Source organism: Mesorhizobium sp. Cs1321R2N1 (assembly GCF_037179725.1).
GTDB lineage: Bacteria > Pseudomonadota > Alphaproteobacteria > Rhizobiales > Rhizobiaceae > Mesorhizobium > Mesorhizobium salmacidum.
In genome coordinates, this window is sequence record NZ_JAPYKP010000042.1 from 1 (window position 1) to 18,102 (window position 18,102).

The window sequence follows — 18,102 nt, forward strand, 5'->3', positions numbered from 1 at the left end:
CCCGCCTCCGCGTCGAGCGCCTTGGCGAAGCGGCTGAGCGCATCGGCCGGCGGGCGGATCGCCTCATTGGCTGCCGCCGTGCCGGAGAACTCGGCTTCCGCCTCGCCGAGCGCGACAAGTGCCGCAGGATCGGTGGCCAGCCATTCTTCGATGGCTTCCAGATCCGAACCTTCGAGCGAACCGTTCAGGTAGAACGGCAGCAGCGTTTCCATTTCGTCGCGGCGCGACATCTTTTCAGCGGCGCTCATGGCCACCCCCTGTCGTAACCGGCGGCCTTCAAGGCTTCGCCGAGTTTCTTGCGGGCGTAGAACATACGGGTCTTGACGGTCGCGACCGGGATGTCGAGCACCTGTGCGATCTCGGCCACCGATTGCCCTTGATAATAGGCGAGGTCGATCACCGTGCGGTGCTCGTCGGGCAAGGCGTCGATGAGGCGGCGCAAGGCGGCGGCCTTGTCCTCCTTCATGGTGACGACCTCAGGCGTGTCGGCGCTGTCGGGCACCGCCGCGGCGGCCTCGTCGTCGATCCAGTCTTCCTTCTTCTTGCGCAGCAGCGAGAGCGCCTTGAAGCGGGCGATGCCGAGCAGCCATGTCGAGACTTCGGACCGCCCTTCGAAGCTCGGCGCCTGGCGCCACAGTTCGAGGAACACTTCGTTCGCGATGTCGTCAGCCATCATTTCCGATCCCGTCTGGCGCGCCACGAAGCGGTAGACCCGCGCGTGATGACGCATGAACAGGAGCCGCACGGCGGCCCGGTCGCCCTTCGCGACCCGGTCGACAAGCGCGCGATCGGTTTCCGTCGCCGCCGTCATGGCCGGTCGAGCCGCCCGGCTCCTGTCTGCTCTGTCGCCGATCGATCCAAAAAGGTTCATCCTCCGCCAAGGAATTCTGGGAGGCTAACCGAAGAGCGGGACGGTTGCCAGAGCATCCCTTCTCGCCGTTTACGGGGAGAAGGTGCCGGCAGGCGGATGAGGGGCGGCGCCAGCCACTCAATCAGGAGAGAAAAGCCTTCGCCTTCATCGTCGCCGGCACTGGCACGCCAAGCCGGCTCAGAACCGTTGGCGCCAGTTGCAACTGGTCGAGCAGCGTATCGGCTTCCGGCCCTTCGCCCTGTCCGAAATAATACAGCGCGAAATCCTGCATCTCGTCGTCATGGCCGCCATGGTGGCCGCGGTCGGTCTGGCCGTGGTCGGCAGTGACGATGACCTCGTAGCCGGCCTCGATCCAGCTCGGCATGAAGGCCGCCAGCATGCCGTCCATGGCGTAGCAGGCATGGTCCATCTCGTGGCAGTCATGGCCGAAACGGTGGCCCATCGAGTCCAGCGTGCAGGTGTGCAAGACACCATAGTCGATGCCGTGGCGCCGGGTGAGCATGGTCAGCGTCGCGAACAGGTCGATATCGCTCGGCGTCATCTGGTTCTTGAGATTATAGCCGGTCATGGTGTGGAAGCGGCCATGCGTGATCGGGCCGTCCGGCTCGTCATATTCCATGTCCTCGACGAGGTCGAACGGGTAGGAGCGGAAGAATTCGGACCAGTAGGAATGGGTGACCGCGCCGGTCTTGCCGCCGGCCTTGCTGACTTCCGAGAAGATGTCGGGCTGCCCGACGCGAAAGCGGTTCTCGTTGGACAGAATGCCGTGCACCTGCGGCGACACGCCGGTGTGGATCGAGGCATAGCAGCAGGCCGAGGTCGACGGCAGCACCGAGCGCATCTTCCACACCCGTGCCCCGCCCGACTGCACCCAGCCTTCGAGATTGCCCATCAGCCGGCGCCAGTTCCGGTAGGGAACGCCATCGAGGATGATCAGCAGAAGCTTGGATTGGATCGCCACGGGCTGCTCCATGCGATTGTCTGTCGGTGGCGTCGATGAGCCGGTTGAAGAAGGGCATGATCAACCCGCCTCCGCCGCGCATCAGCACGGCCGTGTCGTGATAGATCACCTTGCGCTTTGCTAGTTCCCGGCGCTGGCCATGCGCCGCCCCTTGATCGCCTTTTCCAGCCAGCCGATCTCCATTTCCGGAACGGACGACAACAACAGGTCGGTATAGGCATCGAACGGCGGTGTGAGCACCTTGCTCTTGGAACCGTAGCGCACCACTTCGCCGCGATACATCACCGCGATCGAATCGGCGATCGACTTCACCGTCGCGAGGTCGTGGGTGATGAACAGATAGGCTACGTTTTCCTCCCTCTGCAGTTCGAGCAGCAGCTTGAGGATGCCGTTGGCCACCAGCGGATCAAGCGCTGATGTCACTTCGTCGCAGATGATCAGCTTGGGCTTGGCGGCGAGCGAGCGGGCAATGCAGACACGCTGCTTCTGGCCGCCGGAGAGCTCGGCCGGGTAGCGGTCGACAAAGCCCTTGCCCATTTCGATCTTGTCGAGCAGTTCGGCGACGCGGGCATCGCGCTGCCTGCCGCGCATGCCGAAATAGAATTCGAGCGGCCGGCCGATGATGGTGCCGACGGTCTGGCGCGGGTTCATCGCCACGTCGGCCATCTGATAGATCATCTGCAGCTGGCGCAGGTCTTCCTTCGGCCGGTCGGCAAGCCGGTTGGCCAAGGGGCGCCCGTCGAACGTAACAGTGCCTTGCTCGGGCGGCAAAAGTCCGGTTATGGCGCGCGCCAGCGTCGACTTTCCGGAGCCGGATTCGCCAACCACGGCCAACGTCTGGCCGGGGTAGATGTCGACCGAGACGTTCTTCAGCACCTTGACGTGGCCGCCGCCATAGGCGGCGGTCACGTTCTTGACCGACAGGAACGGCGTGGTGCCGGGTTTTTGCTCGGCATGTTCGATCTCGTGCACCGAAACCAGCGCATTGGTGTATTCCTGCCGCGGTTCCTTGATGATCTGGCGGGTGCCGCCCCATTCGACCAGCCGCCCGTGACGCAGCACCATGATCTCGTCCGAAACCTGGGCGACGACGGCCAGGTCGTGCGTGATGTAGAGCGCCGCCACATGGGTGTCGCGGATAGCATCCTTGATCGCCGCCAGCACGTCGATCTGCGTCGTCACATCGAGCGCCGTGGTCGGTTCGTCGAAGACGATCAGGTCAGGCTCCGAGCACAGCGCCATCGCCGTCATCACACGCTGCAGCTGGCCGCCCGAAACCTGGTGCGGAAAGCGTTCGCCGATGGCTTCCGGGTTGGGCAGGCTGAGCTTCTTGAACAACGCGACGGCGCGCTTCTCGGCCTCCGCTCGTGTCGCCGTTCCATGCAGCAGCGTGGCTTCCACCACTTGGTCCATCAGCCTGTGCGCGGGATTGAAAGCGGCCGCCGCCGACTGCGCGACATAGCAGACCTCGCGACCGCGCAGCTTGCGAAAGTCCTCCTTGCCGCCCTTGAGGATGTCGCGGCCGTTGAGGAGCACCTCGCCGCCGGTGATCCGCACGCCACCACGGCCATAGCCCATGGATGACAGGCCGATGGTCGACTTGCCGGCACCGGATTCACCGATCAGGCCGAGCACCTTGCCCTTCTCCAGTGTCAGCGAGACATCGTGCACCAGCGTGATGGTCTTCGGCGCCTCACCGGGCGGATAGACCGTCGCCTCGATGCGCAAATTGCGGATGTCGAGCAGGGGGGTGGACTTTGCCTTGCCGTCAGCCATCACCCGCGTCCTCCCTTCAGGCTTGTCGTGCGGTTCAGCACCCAGTCGGCGACAAGATTGACCGAGATCGCCAGCGCCGCGATCGCGGCCGCGGGGATGAGCGCTGCGCCTATGCCGAACACGATGCCGTCCTTGTTCTCCTTCACCATGCCGCCCCAGTCGGCGTCCGGCGGCTGCACGCCAAGGCCGAGAAAGGAAAGCGTCGACAGGAACAGCACTGCGTATATGAAGCGCAGGCCGAGCTCGGAGATCAGCGGCGACAACGCGTTGGGCAGGATTTCACGGAAGATGATCCAGACGCTGCCCTCGCCGCGCAGCTTGGCGGCTTCGACATAGTCCATGACGTTGATGTCGACGGCGACAGCGCGCGACAAACGGTAGACGCGCGTCGAGTCGAGAATGCCCATCACCAGGATCAGCGTCACCAGGTTGGTTGGCAGCACCGAGAGCACCACCAGGCCCATGATCAGTGTCGGGATCGACATCAGGAGGTCGACGAGGCGCGACAGGATCGTGTCGAACCAGCCGCCGAACACCGCGGCCGAAAAGCCGAGGATGGCGCCGAGCGAGAACGACAGCGCGGTGGCCAGCACCGCGATGAACAAGGTGATGCGGGCGCCATAGATCATCCGGGACAGCAAATCGCGGCCGAGATTGTCGGTGCCCAGCCAATGCGCCGCCGACATCGGCTCCCAGACATCGCCGACAATTTCGGCGTTGTCATGCGGCGAAATCCACGGCGCGAAGATCGCCGCCAGCACGAATAGTGCCGTCAGGACAATGCCGATCAACGCGGGGATGGGGATGCGTTTGATATCGAGCATGCCCGCCCCCTATTTCGGATGTCGCAGACGCGGATTGGCGACGATCGCCGCTATGTCCGCGATGATGTTGAGACTGATGTAAACGGCAGCGAAGATCAGGCCGACGGCCTGTACCACCGGCACGTCACGCTTGGTCACGTGATCGACGAGATATTGTCCCATGCCGGGATAGACGAAAATCACCTCGACCACGACGACGCCGACGATGAGATAAGCGAGGTTGAGCATGACGACGTTGATGATCGGCGCGATGGCATTGGGGAAGGCGTGCTTGCGGATGACGTTGAACGCTGACAGGCCTTTCAGTTCCGCCGTCTCGACATAGGCCGACTGCATGACATTGAGGATCGCAGCTCGCGTCATGCGCATCATGTGGGCGAGGACCACCAGCGTCAGCGCCGTCGCCGGCAGCGCGATCGCCTGCATCCGCTCACCGAACGGCATGCCCTCATAGACGGTCGAGATGCCGGGAAAGATCTGCCACTTCACGGCGAAGAAATAGACAAGCACATAGCCGATGAAGAATTCCGGGAAGGAGGTCGAGGCGAGCGCCAGGCCGGAGATCAGCTTGTCGACCCAGCCATTGCGGTAGCGCACGGCGATCAGGCCAAGCGTGATCGCCAGCGGAATGGCCACGATCGCCGCCCAGAAGGCGAGGAACAGTGTGTTCCACAAGCGCGACTTGATCGAGGTCGCGATATCCTGCCCGCTTGACATCGCAGTGCCGAGGTCGCCGGTCAAGACGCCGCCGAGCCAATGGAAATACCTGACATAGGCCGGGTCGTTCAGCCCAAGCTGCTCGCGCAGATTGGCCAGCGACTCCGGTGTCGCCGATTGTCCCAGAATGGCCTGCGCGACGTCGCCGGGCAGGATCTGCGTGCCGGCGAAGATCAGGACCGAGATGGCCAACAGAAGCAGGATGCCCAGCGCAATGCGCTGGGCAATTAGTTTCAGGATGGGTGAAGACATCTCTGCAAAGCCGGACTCAGGCCTGCAGCCAGCACTTCGCCAGGGCGTAGCCGTTCATCAGCTCCTGATGCGGGTCGTCCACCCAGCCATCGACCTTGGCACCGGTGGCGTCGATGAACTGATTGAACATCGGCAGGATCAGGCCGCCTTCGTCGCGCACCATGACAGCCATGTCGTGGTACATCTGCTTGCGCTTGGCCTCATCGAGTTCGGCACGCGCCGCCAGCACCATCTTGTCGAAATCCGGGCGCTTGAAACGCGTGTCGTTCCAGTCGGCGGTCGACAGATAGGCGGTCGAGTACATCTGGTCCTGCGTCGAGCGGCCGCCCCAATAGGAAGCGCAGAAGGGCTGCTTGTTCCAGACTTCGTTCCAGTAGCCGTCGCCGGGCTCGCGCTTGAGCTCGATCTTGATGCCCGCCTTGGCCGCGCTCTGCTGGAAGAGCTGTGACGCGTCGACGGCGCCCGGGAAGGCAACGTCCGAGGTCCTGAGCAGCACGGTGCCGTCATGACCTGATTTCTTGTAGTGGAACTTGGCCTTGTCGGGATCATACTTGCGCTGCTCGATCTCGCTGAACAGCGGATAGGACGCGTTGATCGGGAAGTCGTTGCCGAGCGAGCCGTAACCGCGCAGCACCTTGGTCAGCATCTCCTCGCGGTCGATCGCCAGCTTCAGCGCCATCCTGAGGTCGTTGTTGTCGAACGGCGCCGTGTTGCAATGCATGATGAACACGTAGTGGCCGGGGCCTGCGTGGTTGCGGATGGTGACGCCCGGCACGCGCTTGATCAGGTCGACGATCTTCGGCTCGACGCGGTTGATCATGTTGACCTGGCCGCCCTGCAGTGCTGCCGTGCGGGCCGTCGCGTCGTTGATGACAATGACCTCGATCTGGTCGGCATGGCCCATCTTGTCGCCCTGCCAGTAATTGGCGAAGCGCTCGCCGCCATGGCGCACGCCGGGCTCGTTGGTCTTGACCACGTATGGGCCGGCCGAGATGCCGGCATCAGGCTTGTCCTTGCCGCCATTGGGCTGGACGATCAGGTGATAGTCGCTGAGCAAATAGGGAAGATCGGCGTTGGCCTCCTTCAGCGTCAGCACCACTTCCTTGCCGCTGGCCTTGATGGTCTCGATGCCCTTCATATAGCCGAGCGCGCCGGATTTCGATTTCTCGTCCGAATGGCGCTCGAGCGTGGCGGCGACGTCCTCGGCGGTCACCGTCTTGCCGTTGTGGAATTCGACGCCGTCGCGGATCTTCAGCGTCCAGGTCTTCGCATCGTCCGAGGAGCCGATCTCTTCGGCGATACGGTTCTCGAGCTTGCCGTCCGGCGACAACTCGACGATCAATTCGCCCCAGCACTTGCCGAAAGCGAACGGCACCTGCGTCATCATCAGCGCCGGATCGAGGCTGTTGGTGGACTCACCGCCGACCAGGCCGGCCTTCAGCGTACCGCCCTTGACCGGACCCGCCGCGCGCGCAGCGCTTGAAAGCAGTGCGTTGGCGAAGGGTGCGGCGATGCCGAGCGCGGCCGCCCGGCCGAGAAAATCACGACGGCTCAGTTTGCCCGACGCAACCCGCCGGCTAAGGAATTCCAGTTCATTTGACATTTGAGTTCCTCACTCTGTTGGTTCGACTCTGCGGTCGATTTTCTTGCTTGTTGTTAAAGGGAATAATGACCGCAAGGGAAAGCGGTAAGCAAGACCGAATGCGACATGCCGTGGCGTAAATCGCACGTCGCATTTGGACCAACGATTTCAGTACTCAAACCAGCGCGCGCGGGACCTTTTCGTCGAAATCGCGCTCGAAGACGAGGTTTTCACCTTCGTAGGCCTCGATTCTAGCGCTGACGATGAAGTTTTGTGCGTCCGACCGCATCTGGGCCCATGTTTCGGTGCGGACCGACCATCCATTTCGCGACAGGGTCTGCGTCCAGTGTGTTTTCCCAGAGGCTGACAGAGGATCGTCGGGATGGATGGTCCAGGTTTCGCGGGCGATGCTGCCGTTGACCAGGCCGTGGTCGAGATCGCGCACTTCGCCGAAATCATCGGCAATGGAAAGCGTGACGATTCCCGTCTTTTCGTCGCGGTCGACATGGCGTTCGGAATTGGCGGGACGGATCGTCTCGGTCGCCCAGGGCGCGGCCCCTTCGGGCTCCGCGAAAACGGCTTCGTCGCCTGTTGCCAGCAGTCGCAACGGCACCGATAGCGTGGCGTCCGACAAGGTCAGTCGTGCCGGTTCCGGCGAAGGCCAGATCATTGGCCAGTAGGCGGTCGAAACGGCGACGCGCAGACGGTGGCCGGCCGGCACGCGGTAGGCGCATTGATCGAGCACGACACGCGCCGAAACCGTCTCCCCGGGGACCAGTGCTTCGGGGAATTCATGCGAGTTGCGGTGCGTCAGATTGAGCACGCCATAGGAGATAAGTTCCGAGGCGCCGTCGGGATGCACGTCGCAAAGCCGGACCGCGATGTTGGCCTGGGGCCGATCGGAGGCAAGCAGGACCTCAAGCTCCGGCGCGCCGACGATCTCGATCGGCTTGGTGAGCTCAGGCTGGTCGAAACACGCCGACAGCCCATCGTCAGGGCGCTGATCACCCGGCAATTCCGGCCCGAAGGTGAACGGAAAGTATTCGCCGCCGGCAAGCCCGCAGGTCTGCGGCGAAACGACGATTGAAGGCCCTGCATCAGGGGAAATGAGTTCGATCGCTTCAACCGCTATGCTGGACGACGGCCATTCCTGCTCGGCTATCCAGCGGCCGGGCCGCTCTGGATGCCAGCGTGCGGGACGCACGCTGTCCATCACATAGGCGCGATAGTCGGGATCGGCCTCGACGCCGGTCTCGGCGCCCTTCAGCCAGTGGTCCCACCAGCGCAGCGCTTCCTGGAGGAAGCCGATGGCGGGCTTGGGTTCGGCATAGTGCGGGTATTTATGAATCCACGGTCCGACGATACCCTTGACCGGGGCCTCGATGTTGCTGACGAGGTGCGAGATCGTGTTGCGGTAGCCGTCGTGCCAGCCGCCGATCGACAGCACCGCGGCATGAACAGCGGAAAAATCCTCGCAGATCGAACCGCGCTTCCAATAGGCGTCGCGATGCTGGTGGCTGAGCCACAGCGGCAAAAGGAACGACTGGTTCTCCAGCCGTTTCAGCCACAGATCGCGCCATTTGTCGTCGCCGGCAATCAGCGGATCCGGTGGCCGCGACGAATAGGACAGCATGGTCGAGGCCCAGCCGAAATTCTCGAGCAGCAGGCAGCCGCCCTTGTAGTGGATGTCATCGGCATAGCGGTCGACGGTCGAGCACAGGCTGATCACTGCCTTGAGCGCCGGCGGCTGTTTGGCCGCCACCTGCAGGCAATTGAAGCCGCCCCAGGAAATACCCATCATGCCGACATTGCCGTTGCACCAGGGCTGCGCCGCCGCCCAGGCAATGACATCGCAGGCGTCCTGCAGTTCCTGCTCGGAATATTCGTCGTCCATCAGCCCTTCGGAATCACCATTGCCGCGCATGTCGACGCGGACCGAGGCGTAGCCGTGGCCGGCAAAATAGGGATGGGTAAGCTGATCGCGAAAGATCGTCCCGTCGCGCTTGCGGTAAGGCAGGTGCTCAAGGATGACGGGTACTGGATCGTCGCCCGCATCCTCCGGCATCCATACCCGCGCCGACAGCCGGCAGCCATCGGGCATGACGATGCCCATGTCGGGAAATTCGACGACCTTGCGGGGAAATTCGGTGATGGTTTTCATGGCAGGCATAACGCTCCGCGGCACGAGAACTTTCAATCGGCATTCGCGACTGGAGCAGCGAAATATGCGACCTGTGCCGCTACCTGTTTCATACCGTCAATTTAGCGGAATGTCGTTTTCGGCCTTGTTCGCCTGATAGACGCCGGACAGCTCGTCATAGCGTCCGGAAATCCTGCCGATCCGCTCCTCCAGCCGCTGGCGCTCGACCTCGGGCAGCGCTCTCACCAGCCTGCGGATCGAAAAACTTTTCCAATAGGCGTTCTCGGCGTTGTAGCCGCCGGGATCAAGGGTGAAGACCTCTTTCAGGATTTTGAGATCATGCGGAATGGCGAAACTGTCGCGCGAATCCTCGTGGCTGAACAAATAGTAGAAATTGTCGAAGCCGGTCCAGGTGATCGCCGACAGGCAGAGCGAACAGGGTTCATGCGTGGCAATGAAGATGGCATCTTTCGTGTCGACACGTTCGGCCTTGGGCATTTCGTAAAAGCGCTTCAGGCAATGCACCTCGCCATGCCAGAGCGGGTTTTCCATCTCGTTGTTGGTCTCGGCCAGCACCAGCGACCGGTCGCCCTTGCGCAGGATCGCCGCGCCGAACAGCTTGTTGCCGTGCGCGACGCCTTCTGCCGTCTTCGGCACGATGTCGTGCTCGATCACGTCGAGCAGGCGGTCGATCAGCGAAATGTCGGTCATCACAAGCTCTCGTCGGGGATATGGATCTCGTAGGCGTGCGAGAAATGGAATTCCTCGAGATTGGCGCCGTCGCCGCCACGGTCGACGATCAAAAAGTCCTGAGGCTCTCCGATGGGCGTCAGCACGCCGTGCCAGAGATTGCGGGAATAGTTGATGCCTTGCCCCGGCACGGTGATGAAGGCATGTGGTTCGCCCGGCCCCTCCTTGCCGTCATGGCAGACGACGACCAGGAACGGACGCGGCGACAGCGGGATGAAAGCCTGACTGCCGAGCGGATGACGCTCGACCATGGTCAGCTTCAGCGGCATCTCGTAGGGCGTGCCGCGTACCATGGAAATCAGCACGCGGGCGTTATGTCCTGCCGCTTCAGCGGTGGCGAGAGCGTGGTAGCGCTCGGCCTTGCCGCCATTGATCGGATAGTGATTGTCGCCGCCCATGTCGATGACGTCGCCGAATTCGGCAAAGGCCTCGCGGGTCAGCGGCCGCGCGACGATGCGGGTCATGACGTCCGCTTCGCGATGCCAGCCCCGCCGAGCTTGGCATGCCGGTTGACATCCTTGTAGAGCAGATAGCGGAATTTGCCGGGGCCGCCGGCATAGCAGGCCTGCGGGCAGAAGGCGCGCAGCCACATATAGTCGCCGGCCTCGACTTCGACCCAGTCCTGGTTGAGCCGGTAGACAGCCTTGCCTTCGAGCACATAGAGCCCGTGTTCCATGACATGTGTCTCGGCGAAAGGAATGACCGCGCCGGGCTCGAGCGTGACGATGGTCATATGCATGTCGTGGCGCAGATCGGCGGGATCGACGAACCGCGTCGTTGCCCAGCGGCCTTCGGTGCCCGGCATCGGGGTCGGCGCGATCTCCTGTTCGTTGGTGAAGAAGGCCTTGGGGATCTCGAGACCGTCGACCGCCTGATATGCCTTGCGTATCCAGTGGAAGCGGACAGCTGCCTTGCTTTCGTTGCGGACTGTCCAGCCGCTGGCCGGCGGCAGGAAGGCAAAGCCGCCGGGGCTCAAGCTATGCTTCTTGCCGTCGAGCAGAACCGTCAGTTCGCCCTCGACCACGAACAGGGCGCCCTCGGCGCCGGCATCGGGCTCGGGCCGGGCGCTGCCGCCGCCGGGCGCGACCTCGACGATGTATTGCGAAAACGTCTCGGCAAAGCCGGACAGCGGCCGCGACAGGATCCAGACGCGGGTCTTGTCCCAGAACGGCAAGGCGCTGGTGACGATGTCCTGCATCACGCCCTTGGGAATGACGGCATAGGCCTCGGTGAAGACGGCGCGTCCGGTCAGAAGTTCGTTCTGGCCGGAATGGCCGCCCTGTGGGGCATAATAGGTGCGCTCGGGCATCCGGATCGTATCCATGGTTCAAACCTATTGTGGAAGCATGTCCTTGAGGCGGAGCAGCGCGATGCGCTCGACCTGCTTGCAGGCGGTTTCGAATTCGACGCCGCGGCCTTTGCCGATGCGGGCTTCGAATTCGGCGAGGATTTCCTCCTTTGTCTTGCCTTTCACCGCGATGATGAAGGGGAAGCCGAAGGTGGTGACGTAGGCGGCGTTGAGCTTGGAGAACAATTCACGCTCCTTGTCGGTCAGCGCGTCGAGGCCGGCGGAAGCCTGTTCCCTGGTCGATTCCGCCGTCAGCCGCCTGGCCTTGGCGAGCTTGCCGGCGAGGTCGGGATGGGCGTTGAGCACGCCGAGCCGCTCGGTTTCGCTGGCGGAACGGAAGATACGGCAGAGCGCATTGTGCAGGCCGCCGGCCGTGTCGTGCGCTGGGCCGAGTTCCAGCTCGTAGGCCCGTTCGGCAATCCAGGGCGAATGCTCGAACACGCCGCCGAAGGTGTGAACGAACGTCTCGAATTCCATCTTCGACGGGCGCAGAGCGGCCGGTTGATAGGGGTGATTTTCCTGCCAGTGCTTGGCGATGTCGATGCGCCGCGCCAGCCAGACCTTGTCGTGCGATTTGACATAATCGACGAAGCGTTTCAGCGCCGCCACCCGGCCCGGCCGCCCGACGAGGCGGCAGTGCAGACCGATGTTCATCATGCGCGGCCTGCCTGCCTTGCCCTCGGCATAGAGCGTATCGAAACTATCCTTGAGATAGGCAAAGAACTGGTCGCCCGAGTTGAAACCCTGCGGCGTGGCAAAGCGCATGTCGTTGGCGTCGAGCGTGTAGGGGATGATGAGCTGCGTGCCGTCCGCATGCTCGAACCAGTAAGGCAGTTCGTCGTCATAGGTGTCCGAGACGTAATCGAAGCCGCCTTCTTCGGCCACCAGCCGCACCGTGTTGACCGATGTGCGGCCCGTGTACCAGCCGGTCGGGCGCTGGCCGGTCACCTCGTAATGCAGCTTGATCGCCGCTTCGAGGTCGCGGCGCTCGTCCTCGGCGTCGTGGTCGCGGTAATCGATCCACTTCAGCCCGTGCGAGGCGATTTCCCAGCCGGCTTCCTGCATGGCCGTGACCTGGTCGGGTGAGCGCGCGAGCGCCGTGGCGACGCCATAGCAGGTCACAGGCACTTGCTCTTCGCTGAACAGGCGCAGCAGCCGCCAGAAGCCGGCCCGCGCCCCATATTCGTAGATTGATTCCATGTTCCAGTGGCGCTGGCCCACCCAGGGCGCCGCACCGACGATTTCTGACAGGAAGGCTTCCGAAGCCTTGTCGCCGTGGAGCACGCAGTTCTCGCCGCCCTCTTCGTAGTTGACGACGAACTGCACGGCGACATGCGCGCCGCCAGGCCATTTCGGATCCGGCGGATTGGCTCCGTAGCCACGCATGTCCCTGGTGTAACGCATCGTCCCTCCGCGCCCGGCATCACCGGAAGTATGATCAGGATATCGAAAGGGTGCTTCTCGCATTCCCCTCAAAATTTTTGAAAGTGTTTTTGTCGCACTCCGCTCGACCGGGACTTATGCATCGCCTTTAATTGGCGCACAATTCATCGCTAGTGCTCGATTGTACCGACCAATTTATTCGTATTGGAAAATGGGAGGCGGCCAATGGCAGAAACGTCGAAAGCCGATGGCGGGCGTCTGACGACCCATGTCCTGGATACCGCGACCGGCAGGCCGGCGGCGGGATTGTCGATCGCGCTCTACCGTCTCGACGGTGCCGATCGCACGCTTCTGAAGGAGGTCGTCACCAACGCCGACGGCCGCTGCGACGCGCCGCTGCTGGCGGGTGCCGACTTCCGCACCGGAGAATACGAACTGGTATTCGCGGCTGGCGACTATCTGCGCGGCCAGGGCACGAAGCTGCCCGCGCCTGCCTTCCTCGACAGCGTGCCGATCCGCTTCGGCATGGCGGAGGCGGTGCATTATCATGTACCATTGCTGATCTCGCCGTACGGCTATTCCACCTACAGGGGGAGCTGAGGCATGGCCAAGGTCAACATCCGCAACGAAATCCGCTTCATTCTCAATGGCAGGGATATCGCGCTGTCATCCGTGGCTCCCGATGCGACCTTGCTCGACTGGCTGCGGCTCGACCGTTCGCTGCGCGGCACCAAGGAAGGCTGTGCCGAGGGCGATTGCGGCGCCTGCACCGTGCTCATCGGCAAGCTTTCGGCCGCCGGACTGACCTATGAAAGCGTCAATGCCTGCATCCGCTTCCTCGGCTCGCTCGACGGCACCCATGTCGTGACGGTCGAGCATCTGCGTGGCGAAGCTGGCCAGTTGCATCCTGTGCAGCAGGCGATGGTCGATTTCCACGGCTCGCAATGCGGCTTCTGCACGCCGGGTTTTATCATGTCGCTCTATGGCCTGTGGATGAAATCACCGGACCCTTCGAACGGGGCCATCGAAAAAGCCCTGCAAGGCAATCTCTGCCGTTGCACCGGTTACGAGGCGATCATGCGTGCCGCGCACGCCATCTCGAGCTATGGCAAGGCGGCGAAGGATCCGCTGGCGGCGGAGCGCCGGGACATCACGACGCGGCTGCAGGCGTTGCGCGACGGCGCCAGGATCGAGATTGGCACCGGCAAGACACGGCTGGTCGTGCCGGCCGATGCCGACGATTTAGCGACCATCTTCGAAAAAGAACCCACCGCCACCGTCGTCGCCGGTTCGACCGACGTTGGCCTGTGGGTGACCAAGCATATGCGCGACATCTCGCCGGCGATCTTCATCGGCAATCTGCCGGGGCTTTGCACCATCACGGAAGACGATAGTGTCATCTCGATCGGCGCCGGTGTCACCTACACCGAAGCCTTTTCGACACTGTCGAAACGCATCCCGGCATTGGGGCCGTTGTTCGACCGCATTGGCGGCGAACAGGTTCGCAACATGGGCACGATCGGCGGCAACGTCGCCAACGGCTCGCCGATCGGCGACACGCCGCCACCTTTGATCGCGCTCGATGCGCGGCTGACGTTGCGCAAGGGCAAGACGCGGCGCACGATCCCGTTGCAGGATTTCTTTATCGCCTATGGCAAGCAGGACCGCCAGCCAGGCGAGTTCGTCGAGGCCGTGCATGTGCCGGTGCCGGCAAAGGACGTGAAATTCGCCGTCTACAAGGTCACCAAGCGCCGCGACGAGGACATCACCGCGACCCTTGGGGCCTTCTGCCTGGCTCTGGCCAAGGACGGCACGGTGGCCGATATCCGCATCGCCTATGGCGGCATGGCGGCAACGCCGAAGCGGGCTACGGCCGTTGAACAGGCTTTGATCGGCAAAGCCTGGAGCGAAGCGACGGTGGAGGCTGCGATGGCCGAATACGCCAAGGACTTCACGCCGCTCACCGACATGCGCGCGAGCGCCGAATATCGAGCGCTGGCAGCGAAAAACCTTTTGTTGCGCTTTTACGTGGAAACCACGGGCACCAAGGTGCCGGTGCAGGTATCGCGCAGCGAGGCGGCCTGATGAACAAGCACGCCACATCAAACCTCAAAGCCGAGAAGATCGTCGGCGGCATCGCTACCGACCAGCGGCATGATTCCGCCCACAAGCATGTCAGCGGCGGCGCCGTCTATATCGACGACATGCCGGAACCGGCCGGCACGCTGCATGCCGGCCTTGGCCTCTCCAAGGTGGCGCATGGCGTTCTGAAAAGCGTCGACCTCTCGGAGGTGCGCGCGGCCCCTGGTGTCGTCGACGTGCTCACCTATGCCGACGTACCGGGCGAAAACGATGTCTCGCCCAGCAATATGCATGACGATCCGGTGCTCACCGAAGGCAAGGTGCAGTTCTTTGGCCAGCCGATCTTCGCGGTGATTGCCGAGACGCGCGAGGCAGCCCGGCGCGCCGCGCGCCTGGCCAGGATCGAGTATGACGAGCTTCCCGCCGTGATCGACATCTGGGACCTAGATCCAACGAGGGACAAGCAGGTGACCACGCCGCTGGTCCTGAAGCGCGGCGATGCGGCCGCGGCAATCCACGCAGCGCCCCGCCGCATCAAGAGCCGCATGTGGCTTGGCGGCCAGGACCATTTCTACCTCGAAGGCCAGGTGTCGCTCGCCATCCCCGGCGAGGACGACGAGGTGACCGTCTACTGTTCGACCCAGGGGCCGAGCGAGACGCAGCATCTGGTCGCCCACACGCTCGGCGTGCCGAGTAACGCGGTGACGGTGGAGGTGCGCCGCATGGGCGGCGGCTTCGGCGGCAAGGAAACGCAGGCCAATCAGTGCGCCGCGATCGCCGCCATTGCCGCCAAGAGGCTGAAGCGCGCGGTCAAGATCCGGCTCGACCGCGACGAGGACATGACCGCCACCGGTAAGCGGCATGATTTCGCCATCGACTACGAGGTCGGCTTCGACGACGAGGGCAACATCCTTGGCGTCGACTTCACCTACGCTTTACGCTGCGGCTTTTCAGCCGACCTGTCCGGCCCGGTCGGCGATCGTGCGCTGTTCCACTGCGACAACGCCTATTTCTATCCAGCGGTGCTGGCCAAATCGGCGCCGCTCTTTACCAACACCGTCTCCAACACTGCCTTTCGTGGCTTCGGCGGCCCGCAAGGCATGATCGGCGCCGAGCGCGTCATCGACGAGGTCGCCTTTTCGGTCGGCAAGGATTCGCTCGAGATCCGCAAGCTGAATTTCTACGATCCGATGGAAGCGATCGGCGGCCGCAACGTCACGCCCTATCACCAGAAGGTCGAGGACTGCATCATCCAGCGCATCGTGGCGGAACTGGAAGAGAGCGCCAGCTATGCACGCCGCCGTCGCGAGATTTCCGCGTTTAACGCCAACAGTCGCTTCATCAAGCGCGGCTTGGCACTGACGCCGGTCAAGTTTGGCATCTCCTTCACCAAGACCGAGTCCAATCAGGCCGGCGCGCTGGTGCATGTCTATGCCGACGGCTCGGTGCACATGAACCATGGCGGAACCGAAATGGGGCAGGGCCTGCACCTCAAAGTGGCGCAGGTCGTGGCCGAGGAATTCCAGATCGACCTCGACCGCGTGAAGATCACCGCCACCACCACCGCCAAGGTGCCCAACACCGCGCCGACGGCGGCGTCCTCGGGGGCCGACCTCAATGGCATGGCGGCGCAGAACGCGGCGCGCCAGATCCGCCAGCGGCTGACCGACTTTGCCGCCGAGAGATACCAGATCCCTGTCGACCAGGTGGTGTTCCTGCCAAACCGGGTGCGCGTCGGCAACCAGGAGGTCAGCTTCAACGATCTGGTCAAGCAGGCCTATATTGCGCGTGTGCAGCTCTCGGCAGCCGGCTTCTACAAGACGCCGAAAATCCACTGGGACCGCGGGAAGGGCCAGGGCCACGCCTTTTATTACTACGCCTATGGCGCGGCCTGCGCCGAAGTGTCGGTCGACACGCTAACCGGCGAATATGTCGTCGAGCGCGCCGATATCCTGCACGATTGCGGCCGTTCGTTGAACCGGGCCATCGACCTCGGCCAGGTCGAGGGCGGCTTCATCCAGGGCATGGGGTGGCTGACCACCGAGGAATTGTGGTGGGACGACAAGGGCCGGCTGCGCACGCATGCGCCGTCGACCTACAAGATCCCGCTGGCGTCGGACCGACCGAAGATCTTCAACGTGGCGCTGACTGACTGGTCGCAGGCCTATGAACCGACCATCCATCGCTCCAAGGCGGTCGGCGAACCGCCGCTGCCGCATGGCATGGCGGTGCTGCACGCCCTGTCGGACGCAGTGGCCAGCGTCGCCGACCACAAGATCTGCCCGCGCCTCGACGCCCCGGCAACGCCAGAACGCGTGCTGATGGCAATCGAGCGGCTGAAGAAAGCGGTCAAGGCTGGCGCCTGAATCGGGCAGAACGTGCAATTCGGACCGAAAAAGCCTATATTTCCCATTCGGGAACCGTGAAACCATGACCTCGAAAGTACAAAACCTGAAAGCCTTTCTCGGCGGCGCCGGCCGTCTTGCCCTGGTCGAAGTGGCCGGCACCAAGGGCTCGACGCCGCGTGAGAAAGGCGCCTTCATGCTCGTCTCGCGAACGGCGATCTTTGGCACGATCGGCGGCGGTCAACTCGAATACATGGCCATCGACAAGGCGCGGCAGATGGTGGCGCCATCGGGTGGATCCAACCGCCTGCAGTCGACGTCCCGCGTCGCGGTCGACGAAGTCCGCACCACGCTTGACGTCCCGCTCGGCCCCGAAATCGGCCAGTGCTGTGGCGGGCGGGTCGAGGTGCTGATCCGGTTGGTCGATACCGCATTGGCCGCCGAACTGGTGGCAGTGGCGGAAGCCGAGGAAGCTCATATGCCGCATGTCTATATTTTCGGCGGCGGTCATGTCGGCCAGGCGCTGGCGTCGACCATTGCGCTCCTTCCCGTGCACGGCGTCGTCATCGAAACACGCGCCGAGGCGCTGGAAGGCATGCCGGAAACCGTCGAGACACGGCTGGCCCCCATGCCGGAGGCCGAGGTGCGCAACGCCCCGGCCGGCACCGCCTTCGCCATCCTCACCCATGACCATGCGCTCGATTTCCTGATCGTCGCCGAAGCGCTGAAACGCGACGACGCGGCCTATGTCGGCATGATCGGCTCGAAGACCAAGAAAGCCACGTTCAGGAGCTGGTTCCTGAAGTCGGCGGACGGTACGGAGGCTGAATTCGCCCGCCTCGTCTCGCCGATCGGCGGCGATGCGGTCAAGGACAAGCGCCCGCCCGTCATCGCCGCGCTGGCGGCCGCCGAGATCATGACGGCGCTGGTCAGCCACGTGACCCCGGATCATCGGGCTCTGCAGGGCAAGGTGATGGCCCCGGCTAGACCAGCCTAGGCTGGCTTTCACGCAAGGCAACCGGATCGGATAGGCCACGAGGCCATCACTTGCAGGCCAGTTCGCTCTTCCGC

Annotated in this window: 15 protein-coding genes and 1 pseudogene; 4 read left to right on the plus strand and 12 right to left on the minus strand. The window is 63.3% G+C overall.

Features of this window, described 5'->3' with window-relative positions:
• The 12 genes and pseudogenes from O7A61_RS13560 to puuE all read right to left on the minus strand — a co-directional run.
• Positions 1–248: pseudogene (locus O7A61_RS13560) on the minus strand (anti-sigma factor); the annotation flags it as partial.
• The gene (locus O7A61_RS13565; protein ID WP_337130237.1) at positions 245–811 is read right to left on the minus strand and encodes a sigma-70 family RNA polymerase sigma factor; all 567 of its coding nucleotides are present in this window, start codon (positions 809–811) and stop codon (positions 245–247) included. The gene O7A61_RS13565 and the pseudogene O7A61_RS13560, both read right to left, overlap by 4 nt.
• A gap of 181 nt (positions 812–992) precedes the next feature.
• Entirely contained in the window at positions 993–1,832 is an 840-nt protein-coding gene (locus O7A61_RS13570) for an alkaline phosphatase family protein (RefSeq protein ID WP_337130238.1), read from the minus strand.
• A 120-nt stretch (positions 1,833–1,952) separates the two neighbouring features.
• Positions 1,953–3,608: an ABC transporter ATP-binding protein gene (locus O7A61_RS13575; RefSeq protein ID WP_027142769.1), complete on the minus strand. Its 1,656-nt coding sequence runs from the start codon at positions 3,606–3,608 to the stop codon at positions 1,953–1,955.
• Positions 3,608–4,432, minus strand: coding sequence for an ABC transporter permease (locus tag O7A61_RS13580; RefSeq protein WP_140716338.1), 825 nt, complete (start codon positions 4,430–4,432; stop codon positions 3,608–3,610). The genes O7A61_RS13575 and O7A61_RS13580 overlap by 1 nt, the downstream gene beginning before the upstream one ends.
• A gap of 9 nt (positions 4,433–4,441) precedes the next feature.
• On the minus strand, positions 4,442–5,401 hold the full coding sequence (locus tag O7A61_RS13585; protein WP_027142771.1) for an ABC transporter permease: 960 nt from the start codon (positions 5,399–5,401) through the stop codon (positions 4,442–4,444).
• 16 nt (positions 5,402–5,417) lie between these two features.
• Positions 5,418–7,004, minus strand: coding sequence for an ABC transporter substrate-binding protein (locus O7A61_RS13590; protein ID WP_337130240.1), 1,587 nt, complete (start codon positions 7,002–7,004; stop codon positions 5,418–5,420).
• A 154-nt stretch (positions 7,005–7,158) separates the two neighbouring features.
• Complete coding sequence (locus tag O7A61_RS13595; protein WP_337130241.1) at positions 7,159–9,144, minus strand: CocE/NonD family hydrolase; 1,986 nt, start codon at positions 9,142–9,144, stop codon at positions 7,159–7,161.
• Between the two features lie 96 nt (positions 9,145–9,240).
• Positions 9,241–9,834 carry a nucleoside deaminase gene (locus O7A61_RS13600; protein WP_337130242.1) on the minus strand — a complete coding sequence of 198 codons (594 nt, stop codon included), beginning with the start codon at positions 9,832–9,834 and terminating at the stop codon, positions 9,241–9,243.
• Positions 9,834–10,337, minus strand: coding sequence for an ureidoglycolate lyase (locus O7A61_RS13605; RefSeq protein ID WP_337130243.1), 504 nt, complete (start codon positions 10,335–10,337; stop codon positions 9,834–9,836). Before O7A61_RS13605 ends, O7A61_RS13600 begins: the two co-directional genes overlap by 1 nt.
• On the minus strand, positions 10,334–11,197 hold the full coding sequence (locus tag O7A61_RS13610) for a bifunctional allantoicase/(S)-ureidoglycine aminohydrolase (protein ID WP_337130244.1): 864 nt from the start codon (positions 11,195–11,197) through the stop codon (positions 10,334–10,336). Before O7A61_RS13610 ends, O7A61_RS13605 begins: the two co-directional genes overlap by 4 nt.
• A gap of 9 nt (positions 11,198–11,206) precedes the next feature.
• The gene (gene puuE, locus O7A61_RS13615; RefSeq protein WP_337130245.1) at positions 11,207–12,625 is read right to left on the minus strand and encodes an allantoinase PuuE; all 1,419 of its coding nucleotides are present in this window, start codon (positions 12,623–12,625) and stop codon (positions 11,207–11,209) included.
• Positions 12,626–12,829: 204 nt separating this feature from the next.
• Here puuE and uraH point away from each other — a divergent pair, with 204 nt between their 5' ends.
• The 4 genes from uraH (at position 12,830) to xdhC (ending at position 18,028) form a co-directional block, all read left to right on the plus strand.
• Positions 12,830–13,204, plus strand: coding sequence for a hydroxyisourate hydrolase (gene uraH / locus O7A61_RS13620; RefSeq protein ID WP_140716344.1), 375 nt, complete (start codon positions 12,830–12,832; stop codon positions 13,202–13,204).
• Between the two features lie 3 nt (positions 13,205–13,207).
• Positions 13,208–14,689, plus strand: coding sequence for a xanthine dehydrogenase small subunit (xdhA, locus tag O7A61_RS13625; RefSeq protein ID WP_337130246.1), 1,482 nt, complete (start codon positions 13,208–13,210; stop codon positions 14,687–14,689).
• Positions 14,689–17,052 carry a xanthine dehydrogenase molybdopterin binding subunit gene (gene xdhB, locus O7A61_RS13630; RefSeq protein ID WP_337130247.1) on the plus strand — a complete coding sequence of 788 codons (2,364 nt, stop codon included), beginning with the start codon at positions 14,689–14,691 and terminating at the stop codon, positions 17,050–17,052. The genes xdhA and xdhB overlap by 1 nt, the downstream gene beginning before the upstream one ends.
• Before the next feature lie 64 nt (positions 17,053–17,116).
• Positions 17,117–18,028, plus strand: coding sequence for a xanthine dehydrogenase accessory protein XdhC (xdhC, locus tag O7A61_RS13635; RefSeq protein WP_337130248.1), 912 nt, complete (start codon positions 17,117–17,119; stop codon positions 18,026–18,028).
• The last annotated feature ends 74 nt before the right edge of the window (positions 18,029–18,102 follow it).